Here is a 14,357-nt window from a genome sequence, read left to right as displayed (position 1 = left end):
GTCAGAACAGGAAATAGCGTTGCGCCATCGGCAGCACGGTGGCCGGATCGCAGGTCAGCAGCTGGCCGTCGGCGATCACCTGGTAGGTTTCCGGATCGACGCTGATGTTCGGGCGCCACGCGTTGTGAATCATGTCGGCCTTCGTCACGCTGCGGCAGTTCTTCACCGCGACGATGCGCTTTTCCAAACCATAGCGTTCGGCGACGTTCGCATCGGCGGCGAGTTGCGACACGAAGGTCAGCGACGTGCGACCCAGCGCGCCACCGCGCGTCGCGAACATCTCGCGATAATGCACGGGCTGCGGCGTCGGAATCGATGCATTCGGATCTCCCATCTGCGCCATCGCGATCATGCCGCCCTTCAGGATCAGCGACGGCTTGATGCCGAAAAACGCCGGCTCCCAGAACACCAGATCGGCCCACTTGCCAGGCTCGATCGAGCCGACCTCATGCGCGATGCCGTGCGTGATCGCCGGATTGATCGTGTACTTCGCGACGTAGCGCTTCGCGCGGAAATTGTCGCGACGCGCGTTGTCCTCGGGCAGCGCGCCGCGTTGCACCTTCATCTTGTGCGCGGTCTGCCACGTGCGGATGATCACTTCGCCGACGCGGCCCATCGCCTGCGAATCCGAAGATAGCATCGAAAGCGCGCCGAGATCGTGCAGGATGTCCTCGGCCGCGATCGTCTCGCGGCGAATCCGCGATTCGGCGAACGCGATGTCTTCCGCAATCGACGGATCGAGGTGATGGCACACCATCAGCATGTCGAGATGCTCGTCGAGCGTGTTGACCGTGTACGGCCGTGTCGGATTCGTCGACGACGGCAGCACGTTCGCTTCGCCGCACACCTTGATGATGTCCGGCGCGTGGCCGCCGCCCGCCCCTTCGGTGTGGTAGGTATGGATCGTGCGGCCCTTGAACGCTGCAACGGTCGTTTCGACGAAGCCCGCTTCGTTCAGCGTATCGGTGTGGATCGCAACCTGCGTGTCGGTATCGTCGGCGACGGAAAGACAGTTGTCGATCGCCGCGGGTGTCGTGCCCCAGTCCTCGTGCAGCTTCAGGCCGATCGCGCCAGCGGCGATCTGTTCGGTCAGCGGTGCCGGCTGGCTCACGTTGCCCTTGCCGAGAAAGCCGAGATTCATCGGGTAGCCGTCGGCCGCTTGCAGCATGCGTTCGAGATGCCACGGCCCGGGCGTGCAGGTCGTCGCATTCGTGCCGGTCGCGGGGCCGGTGCCGCCGCCGAGCATCGTCGTCACGCCGCTCGCGAGCGCTTCCTCGATCTGCTGCGGGCTGATGAAGTGGATGTGCGTATCGATGCCGCCCGCGGTCACGATCAGCCCTTCGCCGGCGATCACTTCGGTGGCCGCGCCAATCGCGATCGTCACGTTCGGCTGAATGTCGGGATTGCCGGCCTTGCCGATCGCCGCGATGCGGCCGTCCTTGATGCCGATGTCGGCCTTCACGATGCCCCAGTGATCGAGTATCACCGCGTTCGTCACGACGGTATCGACGACCTCGGCATGCACGCGCTGCGACTGGCCCATGCCGTCGCGAATCACCTTGCCGCCGCCGAACTTGACCTCTTCGCCGTAGGTCGTGAAGTCGCGCTCGATCTCGATCAGCAGTTCGGTGTCGGCGAGGCGCACGCGGTCGCCGGTGGTGGGGCCGAACATCTCCGCGTACGCGCGGCGGCCAATGCGTAGTGTCATGGTGTGGGTCCGGAGTGAGCTACAAGCGGGCTAAAAGCAACGCATGGCGGAGCAGGGCGGTCGAAACGCCAGGGCGCGGGCAGCGCATCACAGCTTGCCCATCACCTTGCCGTTGAAGCCGTACACGACGCGCTCGCCCGCCAGCGCGACGAGTTCGACCGTGCGCTCCTGGCCGGGCTCGAAGCGCACCGCGGTACCCGCCGCGATATTCAGCCGAAAGCCGCGCGCCGCTTCGCGATCGAATGACAGCGCGTCGTTCACTTCGTAGAAGTGGTAATGCGAGCCGATCTGCACGGGACGGTCGCCGGTATTCGACACGACCACCGTGACCGTCGCGCGGCCCGCGTTCAGTTCGTGCTCGCCGTCGTCGATGAGGAGTTCGCCGGGAATCATGGGGCCTGCCTTGACGAAGAGGACTTCAGGGAATCGGATGATGGACGGTGACGAGCTTGGTGCCGTCGGGGAACGTCGCTTCGACCTGGATGTCGGGGATCATTTCGGGGACCCCCTCCATCACGTCGGCGCGCGTGAGCAGCGTGGTGCCGTAGTGCATCACCTCGGCGACGCTCTTGCCGTCGCGCGCGGCTTCCATCAGCGCGGCGGTGATGAAGGCGACCGCTTCCGGATAGTTCAGCTTGAGGCCGCGCGCACGGCGCCGTTCGGCGAGCAGCGCGGCGGTGAAGATCAGCAGCTTGTCCTTCTCGCGAGGTGTCAGCTTCATCGGGTGTGGGTCTCGGCGTTGATTTGTCGTGGCGGCGTGGTCGTCGCGCCATCAGCCGGTCACGGTATCAAGCCCGGCTAACGGCGCGCTTACAGTCGTGCTTGCAGGATCACAGATCGGCAGGCAGCGGTGCGCCGAACCACTTCTTCGACATCGCACCGAGCGTGCCGTCCTGCTTTGCCTGCGCGATCGCGGCATCGACCTTCTGTTGCAGGCGCGGCTCGTTCTTGTTCATGCCGACGAAGCACGGCGAGTTCTTGATCACGAACTTCGGTTCCGGACGGCGCGGCGGATTTTTCGCGAGGATCGCGGCCGCGACGATGTTGCCGGCCGCGATCAGCTGCACCTGGCCGGACAGGAACGCGGCGATCGTCGCGTTGTTGTCCTCGAAGCGTTTGATCGTCGCGTTCGGCGCCATCTGCGTGAGACCAATTTCCTCGAGCGCGCCGCGCGTCGCGCCGACGGTCTTGCCTGTCAGATCGGCGGGACCGCTGACCTTGATATCGGCGGGACCGAACACGCCCTGGTAGTACGGCGCGTACGCGCTCGAGAAGTCGATCACCTTCTCGCGCTCAGGCGTTTTGCCGAGCGACGAGATCACGAGATCGACCTTGCCCGTTTGCAGGTACGGAATGCGGTTCGCGCTGTTGACCGGCACCAGTTCGAGCTTCACGTTCATCGCTTTGGCGAGCAGCGCGGCCGTGTCGATGTCGTAGCCCTGCGGCTTCATGTCGGGACCGACCGAGCCGAACGGCGGATAGTCTTCGGGCACGGCGACCTTCAGCACGCCGGCCTTGGCGATGTTGTCGAGCGTGTCGGCGTGCGCGGCGCCCGCATGAAACGCGAGGTCGGCGACGATGGGCAGGGCGAGCAATGCGGCCAGCAAGGTGCGGCGCGCGGAGCGGGAGAGGGTGCGGGTCATCGGCGTGAGCGGTGGTGTGTCGTTGGAGTCGGGTCGTCGCTGGCGTCTTCGTGTCCGGCCGCGAAGTGGCGAATCCAATGCAAACTGTGTGCCATCGCGCTGGGCTGCGGCCTGGCGGCGCGTTACGCCAGCTAGCGCACATGGTTGGGGCGCGCGCGTGCGCCGCCTTGGTGCGCGAAGAGGGTGATGAAGGCGAAAGAAGGAAGCCGCGCGCTCAGGTCGACCAGATCCGCAACGGCACCGCCGCGACACCATGCACGACCGGCCGCAATTGCAGCCAGCAGCGCGTGAGCGCGTGCTGCAGCGTTTCCATCGAGCGTGACACCGCGCGCACGAGCAGTACGCCGCTGGTCACGCACGAGGCTGCCGCTCGCAACGTGTCGTCGAACGGCAGTTGCGCGGTGAGCGACTCGGCGAGCGCGTCGTCGCAAGCGGCGCCTACGGCCCACAGCGTGCCGTAGGCGGGAAAGCCGGCGAGACCCTGCGGCGCGTCGCGCAGCGGATCGTCGGCGCTGAGAGTCGCGCGTTCGAACCACAGTAGCTCGCCATTCGCGCCGACGATGCGCGACACCGCGCGCAAGCTACCCGCCGACCAGCGTTCGCCGGCCGCCTGGCGTCCGAGCTGCGTCGCGTCCCAGCCGATCGCGCTCGCGCCGGCGCCGAGCGTCAGCGAAAAATCGAGTTGCGCGTCCGCGTGATCGAACACGATGTTGTTCTGCGGCAGCCAGTCGAGCTTCGCCTGTTCGCCGACCCTGAGCGCGATGCACTGCCGCGCCGCGCGGCCATTCGACTTGTACCACTTGGTTGCGCCCGGCGTCGTCAGCACCGCATGTGTGTGCGCGGCGAGCGTGATGTCGATGTCGAGCTGATCGCCACCCGCGACGCCGCCGGGAGGATGCACGATCACCGCGTGACAGATCGCCGGGCCTTCCGGATAGAGCGGCCGTTGCACGCGCAGCGGCCCATCGTGAAGCCGGTGCGCGAGCGTCGTGCGAGCGTCGCCGCCGACGAAGCCGAGTTCGAGTCGCGCGCGCCACGAGGAGTGCGCGGCGGCGAGCGAGGCGTGATTTTCGTGGAGCGACATGCGGATGAAAGGGGGGGAACCGGCGTGCGGCGAGGATAGCACGCGGTCGCGGCGCGAGAGCCGCGCGGCAGCGACTACGACGCAGTGCCTTCAGGCGAGGCCTCGGTCACCGACAGTACCTTGATGCCCTCCCACTGCGGATGCAGCAGCCGCAGCAGCGCGACGATAGCGCGCGGGGTGTTTTCCTGGACGGTCAACGAGTCGCTGCCTGTCTCGATTGCTTTCTTGCCATGTCGGCAGTACTGATACTCGACGTGAACCGTCACGGACATGCTTTTCTCCCTTCTCTAACGATGTTGAGTTGCTAACCCAGGTTTTACTGCGGCAGTGTCTGGCGCACGCGGGTCGGCGCGGCGTGATCGTCCACGCCGCGTTCCGCGCGATTGATGAACCCGCAGTCGAGCAAGAGCTCACAAAAGGCTTCCGGCGAACACGACGGACCGGTCGTCTCGGCCATTCTCGCGAGGACGTCGGGGAACGACGCAAGCACGTGCCAGCTGTCGTAGTACGCGTGCAACTGGGGCGCGAGTTCGTTGCCGAGCTTCTCCCAGCGCACCGACAGCATGCCGACCGTACCGCCGCTGTCCACCTCGAATAAACCGAAGGTGACCGCCGACACCACGTTCATCACCCTGCAATAGGAGGCTGGGTTCCTGTAAAACTCGCGTCTGACCTGCTTGTTGTCGTCCATGGTGTCCACCTCGTCGAACCGTTGCGGCGCTGCCTAGCCTGTGTAACGGTTGCGCGGCGGATAACTTGAGTGGTGAGCTTCAGTCGCGTCAGACGGGGCCGACGGCGCGGGCCGCAAGCTTTCTAATGGCTGTTGCAGATTGAAAAAACGCTTACACGGCAATCAAACCCCGCACTCCATCGGCATCCATGTTCGCCCCTTCACCGCCCGCGATGATTTCGCCGCGACTCATCACCCAGTAACGATCGGCGATCGCTTTGGCGAAATCGTAGTACTGCTCGACGAGCAGCACCGTCATGCCCATGTCCTCGACGAGCTGCCGCAGCGTGCGGCCGATGTCCTGAATGATCGACGGCTGGATGCCCTCGGTCGGCTCGTCGAGGATCAGCAGTTGCGGCTCGCTCATCAGCGCGCGGCCGATCGCGAGCTGTTGCTGCTGACCGCCGGACAGATCGCCGCCGCGCCGGTTGCGCATGTCCTCCAGCACCGGGAACAGCTCGTAGATGCGCTCGGGGATTTTCTTCGGCGACCTTCTGCTGGCGGCGCCCACCAGCAGGTTTTCCTCGACGGTCAAGCGCGGAAAAATATCGCGGCCCTGCGGCACGTAGGCGAGCCCCTGGGCGACGCGCGCATGCGTGGGTAGTTTCATCAGCGGTTCGCCGCGCCACGCGATCGCACCGCTTTTCGCGGGCACGACGCCCATCAGGCAGCGCAGCAGCGTGGTCTTGCCGACGCCGTTGCGCCCTAGCAGCACCGTCAGCTTGCGGTCGGGCACCGTGAGCTTCACGTCGCGCAGAATATGGCTGCCGCCGTAGTACTGGTTCAGTCGGTCTACTTCGAGCATGGTTCAGTCATCCTGTCGGGTTGACGATGCGGTACCGCCTCGAGCTGCAATCAGCGGCCGAGATAAGACTCGATCACGGTCTCATCGCGCTTCACTTCGTCGAGCGTGCCATGCGCGAGCACGCGGCCTTCGGCCATCACCGTCACCTTTCCCGTGTCGCCCGCGAGCGCCGCGACGAACTCCATGTCGTGCTCGACGACCATCATCGAGCAGGTGCCGCGCAGGTGGTTGAGCAATTCGGCGAGCTGCATCGTTTCGTCGTCGGTCATACCGGCCGCGGGTTCGTCGAGCAGCAGCAGCGCTGGGCGTTGCATGAGCAGCATGCCGATTTCGAGGCGCTGCTTCTGGCCGTGCGATAGCTCGCCGGCGAGCCTGCGCGCTTCGCTTTCCAGCCCGATCAGCGCGAGCGTTTGCTCGATGCGCGCCTGCGCGTCGCGATCGAGCCGCGCGCGCAGCGACGCCCACCAGCCCTTGTCGGTTTTCATCGCGAGTTCGAGGTTTTCCCACACCGGATGCTGCTCGAACACGGTCGGCTTCTGGAACTTGCGGCCGATGCCGGCGCGCGCGATCGCCGGTTCGTTCATCCGCGTCAGATCGATCGACTGGCCGAGAAACACCTTGCCGTGATCGGGTGCGGTCTTGCCCGTGATCACGTCCATCATCGTCGTCTTGCCCGCGCCATTCGGACCGATGATGCAGCGCAGTTCGCCCGCGTCGATCGCGAGCGACAATGCGTTGAGTGCGCGAAAGCCGTCGAAGCTGACGGTCACGTCTTCGAGGTACAGGATCGTGCCGTGCGATACGTCGATCTCGCCGGGCACGACCGTGTGCCCCATGCTCGCGACGCCGCTCAGCGAGCGTTGCGCCGGTGCTTCGGGCAAATCCAGATCGGGAACCATCGGGTTTTCGTTCATCAGCGGTTCCTCAGCGGTTTCTTTTGCGCGTCAGCAGATCGGCGAGACCCATGATGCCGTTCGGCAGCAGCAGCGGCACCAGCACGAAGATCAGGCCGAGAAAGAACAGCCAGTATTCGGGGAAGTTCGCCGTAAAGAAGCTCTTCGCGCCGTTCACCGCGAACGCGCCGATGATCGGTCCGATCAGTGTGCCGCGTCCGCCGACCGCCACCCAGATCGCCATTTCGATCGAGTTGCCCGGCGACATCTCGCCCGGATTGATGATGCCGACCTGCGGCACGTACAACGCGCCCGCGATGCCGCACAGCACCGCCGACACGGTCCACACGAACAGCTTGTACGCGAGCGGGCTGTAGCCGAGAAACATCAGCCGCGTTTCGCCGTCGCGCACCGCGGTCACGACACGGCCGAGCTTCGACGTGACGATCGCGCGCGCGCCGATGAACGCGGCGATCAGCACCGCGAACGTGATCAGCAGCAACACGGCGCGGGTGCCCTGATGCGTGATCGGAAAACCGCCGATGCGCTTGAAGTCGGTGAAGCCGTTATTGCCGCCAAAGCCCGTTTCGTTGCGATAGAACAGCAGCATCGCGGCGAAGGTCATCGCCTGCGTGATGATCGACAGATACACGCCCTTCACGCGCGAACGGAACGTGAAGAAGCCGAACACCCACGCGACCACGGCCGGCACCAGCACGACGAGCAGCAGCGCGTAGCCGAGATGCTGCGTGCCTTGCCAGTACCACGGCAACTGGTGCCAGTCGAGAAACACCATGAAGTCGGGCAGATCGCTGCCGTACTTGCCGTCGTGACCGATCGCGCGCATCAGGTACATACCGATCGCATAGCCGCCGAGCGCGAAGAACAACGCGTGACCCAGACTCAGGATGCCGCAGTAGCCCCACACCAGATCGAGCGCCAGCGCGGCGATCGCATAGCACATGAACTTGCCGGTCAGCGTCATCGCGTACGCGGACAGATGCAAGGCGCTCGTCTGCGGAATCACCAGCGCGGCGAACGGCACGCCGAGGCCGACCACGATGATCAACGCGATCAGCGCGAGCCACGCGCGACGCGACAGCAACGCGGGCCGCGGTGGCAGGCCGAGCGCAAAGCCGGTGTTGAACTCGCGCGCGGCGCCGGCGCCCGCGCGCGACGACGCTGCGGAAGAGGGGTTCGCCGATGAAGTAGCCGATGCCATCTCATGCCTCCGCGCTGCGGCCCTTCAAGGCGAACATGCCCTGCGGACGCTTCTGGATGAACAGCACGATTAGCACGAGTACCGCGATCTTCGCGAGCACCGCGCCCCAGAACGGTTCGATCGCCTTGCTGACGAGCCCGAGGCCGAAGCCGCCGAGCACGGTGCCCGCAAGCTGGCCGACACCGCCTAGCACGACCGCCATGAAGGAATCGATGATGTAGCTCTGGCCGAGGTCGGGCCCGACATTGCCGATCTGCGACAGCGCGCAGCCGCCGAGCCCCGCGATGCCCGCGCCGAATGCGAACGCATACGAATCGACGCGCGCGGTTTTTACGCCGACGCACGCGGCCATCCGGCGGTTCTGCGTGACCGCGCGCACGAACAGACCCAACCGAGTGCGCGTGAGCACGGCCCACGCGATCGCGACGACGATCAGCGAGAACGCGAGAATCGCGAGCCGGTTGTACGGCAGGATCAGGTTCGGCAGGACGGTGACGCCGCCGCTCATCCACGACGGATTGACGACCTGGACGTTCTGTGCGCCGAACAGCATGCGGGTCGCCTGAATCAGGATCAGGCTCACGCCGAAGGTGGTCAGCAGCGTTTCGAGCGGGCGGCCGTACAGATGCTTCAGTACGAGCCGCTCGAGCACGATGCCGACCAGCGCGGCCGCGACGAAGGCGGCCGGTATCGCGAAGAGCGGATACCAGTCGAACGCGTTGGGCGCGAAGCGCTGAACGAGGTTCTGCACGACGTAGGTCGCGTAGGCGCCGATCATCAGGAATTCGCCGTGGGCCATGTTGATCACGCCGATCAGGCCATACGTGATCGCCAGGCCGAGCGCGGCGAGCAGCAGCACGCTGCCGAGCGACAGCCCGGCGAACAGCGTGCCCGCGATCTGGCTGCGGCGCTGGATCGCATCGAGCTCGTCGATGCCGCTTTGCGCGGCCGCGCGCACGCGTTCGTCGGTTTCGGCAAACGTGCCGTCGGCTTTCTTCGCGACTAGCGGGCGCAGCAACTCGTTCATTTCGAGGTCGTGGCGCGCGGCGACCAGTTGCACGGCTTCGAGACGCTTCGAAGGGTCCGGGTCGTGCAATGCGCTCATCGCCCACAGCGTGTCGAGACGCTTCTTCAGCGCGGGATCGGTTTCTTTGGCGCGCGCGGCGTCCACCAGCGGTTTGATCGATGGATCGGGGTTTTTCAGCAGAGCATCGATGGCGGCTGCGCGTGTCGCCTGGTCGGGCGACGCGAGTTGCAGACCCGACAGCGCGCCCGCTACTTTCGAGCGCAGCAGGTTGTTCAGCGTGATGGGTTGCCCGTCGTTCGCGGCGACCGGTTGGCCGGTGACGGCATCGCGGGTGGCGTCGCCGTCCTGCAGCAGTACCGCGCCTGAGTCGGTGGCGAGCGCGCTGTCGTCGGCGAGGGCCTTCAGCACCGCGAGCGACGCGGTATCGTGCGTGGCGATCAGTTTGTCGATCGCGGCGGACTTCGCCTCGAAGTCGTCGCCGGCGAGCGGCGCGACGTCGGCCTGGGTCAGCGCGAATGCGGCGCCCGGCGCGGCGGCGAGAAGGACCGCGAGCGGCAGCAGGAGCGCCGCGCCGCGTCGTCGTACGGAAGTCGGAAATGAAAACGCCATGATGGCCTTTTGCACTGGATTGAATCGATGAGCCGCTCGGACGCGCGAGGGTGCCGCCGCCGCTTCAGCGGGGCGTCGCCGCGCGTGCGCTGCGCGTGCCGGTACGCAGGCCGCACGTCGCGGCACGCGGCTGCTGCGGCGAGACACGCGCGGTTCGCCGCGCGCGCCACGGTGCGACTCACGCCGACACGTCACGCAACGCGCGAGCGCCGCAGGAACGCCGGAATCGAGCTGACCACATCCGGCTTGCCCGCATTGCCGGCGATGAACGGGCTCCACGGTTGCGCGCGGATCGGCCCCTTGGTACGCCACACGACGTTGAACTGGCCATCCGCGCGTACCTCGCCGATCATCACCGGCTTGTGCAGATGGTGGTTGCCGTCCATCTCCAGCGTGAAGCCCGACGGTGCCGCGAAGGTCTGCCCGACCATCGCGACGCGCACCTTGTCGACGTCGGTGCTCTTTGCTTTCTCGACCGCCTGCTTCCACATATGGATGCCGACGAAGGTCGCCTCCATCGGATCGTTGGTCACTCGCTTCGTGCCACCCGGCAGGTTGTTGTCCTTGACCCACGTGGCCCATTGCTTCTTGAACTTCTCGTTGGACGGGTTGCGCACCGACATGAAGTAATTCCAGGCCGCAAGATTGCCGACGAGCGGCTTCGTATCGATGCCGCGCAGTTCCTCTTCGCCGACCGAGAACGCGACGACCGGCACATCCGACGCCTTCAGCCCCTGGTTGCCGAGTTCCTTGTAGAACGGCACGTTCGAATCGCCGTTCACGGTCGAGATCACCGCGGTCTTGCCGCCTTGCGAGAAGGTCTTGATGTTGGCGACGATGGTCTGATAGTCGCTGTGACCGAACGGCGTATAAACCTCCTGAATGTCGGCTTCCTGCACGCCCTTCGATTTAAGGAACGCGCGCAGGATCTTGTTGGTCGTGCGCGGATACACATAGTCGGTGCCGAGCAGGAAGAAGCGCTTCGCGCCGCCGCCTTCGGCGCTCATCAGGTATTCGGTCGCGGGAATCGCCTGCTGGTTAGGAGCTGCGCCCGTATAGAACACGTTGCGCGACATTTCCTCGCCTTCGTACTGCACCGGATAGAACAGCAGGCCGTTCAGTTCCTCGAACACCGGCAGCACCGACTTGCGCGACACCGAGGTCCAGCAGCCGAACACGACCGCGCATTTGTCCTGCGTGAGAAGCTGGCGCGCCTTCTCGGCGAACAGCGGCCAGTTCGACGCCGGGTCGACGACCACCGGCTGGATCTGACGGCCCATCACACCGCCGTTCTTGTTGATGTCGGCAATCGTCATCAACGCGGTGTCTTTCAGCGACGTCTCGGAGATCGCCATCGTGCCGGACAGCGAATGCAGGATGCCCACCTTGATCGGACCGCTATCGGACTGCGCGTGCGCGAACGGCACGCGGCCCGCGAGCGCGAGCGCGCCGGACATGGAGCCGTACTTCAACAGACTGCGACGTTTCATGTGCTATCCCCTTGTCATTGATGGTCACTGTTTATGAGCGCCGATTTCAGCCAGCCTGGCTGAGCTCGCACGGCTTGCCGCTCGTCTACTGCAAGGCACATGCCATGTGATGCGTTCGACGCAATGCGCGTGCGATGCCTGTGGTGGCGCGGTTATGGGCGCGGGGGCGCGACTCGGTCCATCGATGGCACGGCGCGAAACTGGTGCAGTCGCGCGCGGCGCGCCTCGTTCGGGTGCGCGTCGCGCCGCGACGAAGCGTGCTTCGACGCCAGCGAAGCGTCGCTGGCGCGGGCGGGGCGTCGGCGGTGCATAGGCGCCTTGGGGACGCCGCGCTTTTGTGCATGGCGTGGGCGCGCTGCCCACACCGGATTCAGCTAATAAATTTTTAGGAAGCGGTGTGTCACGCAATGAGCTTAATCTGGTCCAACCATTAAACACGACAAAACTTGCCGTTCGGGTAACGGGGAATTATTCCAGTCTGGCAAATCCCTTTTTTGAAAATCCTTCCAAGGACTGGTAACCACTCACATTCCAGTTGTGCCCACTTGCGTGCTCAACTTCCACAATCTTGAATCGACACTGGCGACCTCGATTTTTCAAGTGAAAGACAATGCGTCTTTGATCATCGCTGAAATTCTTTTCCAAGATTTCGTAGCGTGTCGACTTACAGACGCTATACGTTGAATTCCATTCAATTGTGTTGGCTCGCACGTAGAGCGCACCGGAACACGCACGACCTGTTCCCTCAAAATCCCCTTTAAAACCGACTTCGGCGCCAATCGCTATATTTGATATGCTGTAGAGAATGATGCACATCGCCGAAATCTTCACTGAGCACATAATTTAGTCTTGCGCCGCTTTAACGCGCTACCTTCGCGCCAAACCTCAATAAGTCGGAACCGACCGATCGACCTAACGCGACCATGCGTCTATCCCACCTTGCAGATTCAACACGTTGGCATGTCCGCGGGATTCGAGGAACATCGCCTCCTGCACGGTGCGCTGCTCGTGAGCGTGACTAGTCGCAGCTAATCTTCTGGACGACTCGACCCGGGCCATAAACAAGCTGGCATTCTTTATAGGAAGCGGGTAGTTGCCTTGCAAGCACGATGCCAGTGCCGTCGTATAGACACCCGAGCCAGACCGGGATACCGCTTGATCCAAAGCGCCACCGGGCTATTCGGTCGTGGCCCGTCAACGCTGTGTCGCTAGTAGGGACGATGCTTGCGTTCTTTTTAGGATCGTCATCGAAGAATGTTATCTCCTGCAAAAATCGGGGTGACGTATCCAGCTGGGGAGTCCATTCCTGGGATATCGGTTGACTCAATGACTCATTGACTGAAATTGATGGCAAGCACGTCAATTCTGTTGCGCAAGCCTGATTCGCGAGAGCGGCGCCAAGTGACGCGATTACCGCTACCGCAAATAGATTAGATTTCACCATTCGATCACCGAGAAAGCATTCGCATCGTTGCTCAAGCCACTGCAATGCGGATGCCAATAAATAGTTCGCCGGCGTACCCGGTTCTGACTGTTCCACTGATCCATGACCTGAATACCACTAGCGTCCTGTCCGAGATAGATAGCAGCGGTCTCGTCGTGACTTTAAAGCCTCGAAGACTACGCGCGAAACTCCACCGTCCGTATGCGCCTATTCCGAAAAGATATGGCTGAATAACGAGTATGCAAAAAACAAAGACCCCGCAAGCCAAAACCTTGGCTTGCGGGGTCTTTGCCCCCATCCAGGCACAGCACAAAAGAAAAACGGCGCAAGGACCATCAGCCCTTGCGCCGCTTCAACGCGCTACCTTCGCGCCAAACCTCAATAAGTCGGAACCGACGGATCGACCTGACGCGACCACGCATCGATGCCACCTTGCAGATTGAACACATTGGTGTGTCCGCGCGATTCGAGGAACATCGCGACCTGCGCACTGCGCGCGCCGTGATGGCAAATGCAGACGATCTGCGCATCGTCATCGAGTTCTTCGCTGCGCGCGGGAATCTCGCGCATCGGAATCGACACGACGCCGGCCATCGACGCGGTTTGCAGTTCCCACGGCTCGCGCACGTCGAGAAGCACGGGTGCGGGACGCGAGGTATCGGCGAGCCATTCGGCGAGTGCGGGAGCGGTCAGATTTTGCATCAGCGAGACATCCAGTTCGTGGGACGGTGGGCTTACTCGCCGCCCGTCCAGATCAACAATACAACTCGAAGCGCAGCGAAAACCGCCGCTTAGAATCTGAACCGCGCCGGCTGCACTGCATTGGCGAGCGGCTCGACATAGGTTTCGAACACGTCGGAGATGCGGTATTGCTTCTCGTCGATGCGCGTGATGATTTGCGCCTTCATCACCGGCGCGCTGCCGACGAACGCCGCGAGACGGCCGCCGACCTTCAGCTGTTCGAGGATTTCCTGCGGCAGCACCGGCAGACCGCCCGACACGCAGATCACGTCATACGGCGCCGCGCCGCTCCAGCCGCGCGAAGCGTCGCCGGTCGCGACTTCGACGTTCAGCACGCCGTTGGCGATCAGGTTGCTCTTCGCAAGCTCGGCCAGTTCCGGTTCGATGTCGATGCTCAGCACGTGTTGCGCGCGATGCGCGAGCAGCGCCGCCATGTAACCCGAACCCGCGCCGATTTCGAGCACGCTTTCGTGCTTCTTCACCGCCAGCTCCTGCAGCGCGCGCGCCTCGACGCGCGGCGCCAGCATGTGCTGGCCGGCCGGCAGCGGCACTTCGAAGTCGGCGAAAGCGAGGTCGCGGTAAGCGGCGGGGACGAAATTCTCACGTTTGACGATCGACAGCAGATTCAGCACGTCCTGGTCGAGCACTTCCCAGGGGCGGATCTGCTGTTCGATCATGTTGAAACGCGCTTGCTCGATGTTCATGGTGGATTCGGCGGTTTTGGTTTGGCGAGCGGGCGACGATTGCCGCTGACTTTTGTCCTGACCCGGCCACGGCGGATTGCCGGCGGCCGCGGCCTCCGGAAGGCGTTCGCTTTGCAAGCCGCGTCAGGAGAACTGCGGGATTGTACCAAATGGCCGACTTGCACCGGACGCTCGCGGGCAAGTGCCAGGCCGGCCCGCCCCCGTGTTAATCCCTAGCGATCCGGGCTTGCGATTCGCATCGGCATCGCCACAAAATG

At 63.9% G+C, this 14,357-nt stretch carries 16 protein-coding genes and 2 pseudogenes; all 18 read right to left on the bottom strand.

Features of this window, described 5'->3' with window-relative positions; translation table 11 throughout:
• Position 1 precedes the first annotated feature (1 nt).
• The 18 genes and pseudogenes from ureC to AB3X94_RS08780 all read right to left on the bottom strand — a co-directional run bounded on the left by ureC (position 2) and on the right by AB3X94_RS08780 (position 14,100).
• Positions 2-1,708 (bottom strand): urease subunit alpha, encoded by a 1,707-nt coding sequence (gene ureC / locus AB3X94_RS08865; RefSeq protein WP_176109352.1) that lies wholly within the window; start codon positions 1,706-1,708, stop codon positions 2-4.
• Positions 1,709-1,795: 87 nt separating this feature from the next.
• Positions 1,796-2,101 (bottom strand): urease subunit beta, encoded by a 306-nt coding sequence (locus tag AB3X94_RS08860; RefSeq protein WP_013088655.1) that lies wholly within the window; start codon positions 2,099-2,101, stop codon positions 1,796-1,798.
• A gap of 25 nt (positions 2,102-2,126) precedes the next feature.
• A complete protein-coding gene (ureA, locus tag AB3X94_RS08855; protein ID WP_008923043.1) occupies positions 2,127-2,429 on the bottom strand; it encodes an urease subunit gamma in 303 nt (100 codons plus the stop codon).
• Positions 2,430-2,538: 109 nt separating this feature from the next.
• Entirely contained in the window at positions 2,539-3,351 is an 813-nt protein-coding gene (locus tag AB3X94_RS08850) for a transporter substrate-binding domain-containing protein (protein ID WP_176121116.1), read from the bottom strand.
• Positions 3,352-3,565: 214 nt separating this feature from the next.
• Complete coding sequence (locus tag AB3X94_RS08845; RefSeq protein WP_368611299.1) at positions 3,566-4,435, bottom strand: urease accessory protein UreD; 870 nt, start codon at positions 4,433-4,435, stop codon at positions 3,566-3,568.
• 74 nt (positions 4,436-4,509) lie between these two features.
• Entirely contained in the window at positions 4,510-4,707 is a 198-nt protein-coding gene (locus AB3X94_RS08840) for a hypothetical protein (RefSeq protein WP_176109348.1), read from the bottom strand.
• A 44-nt stretch (positions 4,708-4,751) separates the two neighbouring features.
• The gene (locus tag AB3X94_RS08835; RefSeq protein ID WP_368611298.1) at positions 4,752-5,126 is read right to left on the bottom strand and encodes a hypothetical protein; all 375 of its coding nucleotides are present in this window, start codon (positions 5,124-5,126) and stop codon (positions 4,752-4,754) included.
• A 151-nt stretch (positions 5,127-5,277) separates the two neighbouring features.
• Positions 5,278-5,970, bottom strand: coding sequence for an urea ABC transporter ATP-binding subunit UrtE (gene urtE / locus AB3X94_RS08830; protein ID WP_176109347.1), 693 nt, complete (start codon positions 5,968-5,970; stop codon positions 5,278-5,280).
• 50 nt (positions 5,971-6,020) lie between these two features.
• Entirely contained in the window at positions 6,021-6,884 is an 864-nt protein-coding gene (gene urtD / locus AB3X94_RS08825) for an urea ABC transporter ATP-binding protein UrtD (protein ID WP_176109346.1), read from the bottom strand.
• Between the two features lie 10 nt (positions 6,885-6,894).
• Entirely contained in the window at positions 6,895-8,085 is a 1,191-nt protein-coding gene (urtC, locus tag AB3X94_RS08820) for an urea ABC transporter permease subunit UrtC (RefSeq protein ID WP_176109345.1), read from the bottom strand.
• 1 nt (position 8,086) lies between these two features.
• On the bottom strand, positions 8,087-9,721 hold the full coding sequence (gene urtB / locus AB3X94_RS08815) for an urea ABC transporter permease subunit UrtB (protein WP_176110640.1): 1,635 nt from the start codon (positions 9,719-9,721) through the stop codon (positions 8,087-8,089).
• Positions 9,722-9,912: 191 nt separating this feature from the next.
• Positions 9,913-11,211 (bottom strand): urea ABC transporter substrate-binding protein, encoded by a 1,299-nt coding sequence (urtA, locus tag AB3X94_RS08810; RefSeq protein ID WP_176109344.1) that lies wholly within the window; start codon positions 11,209-11,211, stop codon positions 9,913-9,915.
• 468 nt (positions 11,212-11,679) lie between these two features.
• The gene (locus AB3X94_RS08805; protein ID WP_368611297.1) at positions 11,680-12,027 is read right to left on the bottom strand and encodes a hypothetical protein; all 348 of its coding nucleotides are present in this window, start codon (positions 12,025-12,027) and stop codon (positions 11,680-11,682) included.
• A gap of 96 nt (positions 12,028-12,123) precedes the next feature.
• Positions 12,124-12,213: pseudogene (locus tag AB3X94_RS08800) on the bottom strand (sulfurtransferase); the annotation flags it as partial.
• A gap of 16 nt (positions 12,214-12,229) precedes the next feature.
• Positions 12,230-12,655, bottom strand: coding sequence for an STY0301 family protein (locus tag AB3X94_RS08795; RefSeq protein WP_368611479.1), 426 nt, complete (start codon positions 12,653-12,655; stop codon positions 12,230-12,232).
• Positions 12,649-12,801, bottom strand: a pseudogene (locus tag AB3X94_RS08790) (BPSL0067 family protein); the annotation flags it as partial. The gene AB3X94_RS08795 and the pseudogene AB3X94_RS08790, both read right to left, overlap by 7 nt.
• A 232-nt stretch (positions 12,802-13,033) precedes the next feature.
• A complete protein-coding gene (locus tag AB3X94_RS08785; protein ID WP_018431735.1) occupies positions 13,034-13,357 on the bottom strand; it encodes a rhodanese-like domain-containing protein in 324 nt (107 codons plus the stop codon).
• 89 nt (positions 13,358-13,446) lie between these two features.
• Complete coding sequence (locus AB3X94_RS08780) at positions 13,447-14,100, bottom strand: protein-L-isoaspartate O-methyltransferase (RefSeq protein WP_368611296.1); 654 nt, start codon at positions 14,098-14,100, stop codon at positions 13,447-13,449.
• Positions 14,101-14,357 lie beyond the last annotated feature (257 nt).

Origin of the sequence: Paraburkholderia sp. BR10923 (assembly GCF_040948765.1) — a bacterium.
Classification (GTDB): Bacteria; Pseudomonadota; Gammaproteobacteria; order Burkholderiales; family Burkholderiaceae; genus Paraburkholderia; species Paraburkholderia youngii.
This window is presented reverse-complemented; position numbering and strand designations above follow the sequence as displayed.

What these genes read in the sequence shown, in the direction of transcription:
- AB3X94_RS08785 (WP_018431735.1), bottom strand. Translation starts at nt 13,357, where the DNA reads ATGCAAAATCTGACCGCTCCCGCACTCGCCGAATGGCTCGCCGATACC.
- AB3X94_RS08805 (WP_368611297.1), bottom strand. Translation starts at nt 12,027, where the DNA reads ATGTGCATCATTCTCTACAGCATATCAAATATAGCGATTGGCGCCGAA.
- urtB (WP_176110640.1), bottom strand. Translation starts at nt 9,721, where the DNA reads ATGGCGTTTTCATTTCCGACTTCCGTACGACGACGCGGCGCGGCGCTC.
- AB3X94_RS08780 (WP_368611296.1), bottom strand. Translation starts at nt 14,100, where the DNA reads ATGAACATCGAGCAAGCGCGTTTCAACATGATCGAACAGCAGATCCGC.
- AB3X94_RS08845 (WP_368611299.1), bottom strand. Translation starts at nt 4,435, where the DNA reads ATGTCGCTCCACGAAAATCACGCCTCGCTCGCCGCCGCGCACTCCTCG.
- ureA (WP_008923043.1), bottom strand. Translation starts at nt 2,429, where the DNA reads ATGAAGCTGACACCTCGCGAGAAGGACAAGCTGCTGATCTTCACCGCC.
- urtA (WP_176109344.1), bottom strand. Translation starts at nt 11,211, where the DNA reads ATGAAACGTCGCAGTCTGTTGAAGTACGGCTCCATGTCCGGCGCGCTC.
- urtE (WP_176109347.1), bottom strand. Translation starts at nt 5,970, where the DNA reads ATGCTCGAAGTAGACCGACTGAACCAGTACTACGGCGGCAGCCATATT.
- urtD (WP_176109346.1), bottom strand. Translation starts at nt 6,884, where the DNA reads ATGAACGAAAACCCGATGGTTCCCGATCTGGATTTGCCCGAAGCACCG.
- urtC (WP_176109345.1), bottom strand. Translation starts at nt 8,085, where the DNA reads ATGGCATCGGCTACTTCATCGGCGAACCCCTCTTCCGCAGCGTCGTCG.
- AB3X94_RS08795 (WP_368611479.1), bottom strand. Translation starts at nt 12,655, where the DNA reads ATGGTGAAATCTAATCTATTTGCGGTAGCGGTAATCGCGTCACTTGGC.
- AB3X94_RS08860 (WP_013088655.1), bottom strand. Translation starts at nt 2,101, where the DNA reads ATGATTCCCGGCGAACTCCTCATCGACGACGGCGAGCACGAACTGAAC.
- AB3X94_RS08835 (WP_368611298.1), bottom strand. Translation starts at nt 5,126, where the DNA reads ATGGACGACAACAAGCAGGTCAGACGCGAGTTTTACAGGAACCCAGCC.
- AB3X94_RS08840 (WP_176109348.1), bottom strand. Translation starts at nt 4,707, where the DNA reads ATGTCCGTGACGGTTCACGTCGAGTATCAGTACTGCCGACATGGCAAG.
- ureC (WP_176109352.1), bottom strand. Translation starts at nt 1,708, where the DNA reads ATGACACTACGCATTGGCCGCCGCGCGTACGCGGAGATGTTCGGCCCC.
- AB3X94_RS08850 (WP_176121116.1), bottom strand. Translation starts at nt 3,351, where the DNA reads ATGACCCGCACCCTCTCCCGCTCCGCGCGCCGCACCTTGCTGGCCGCA.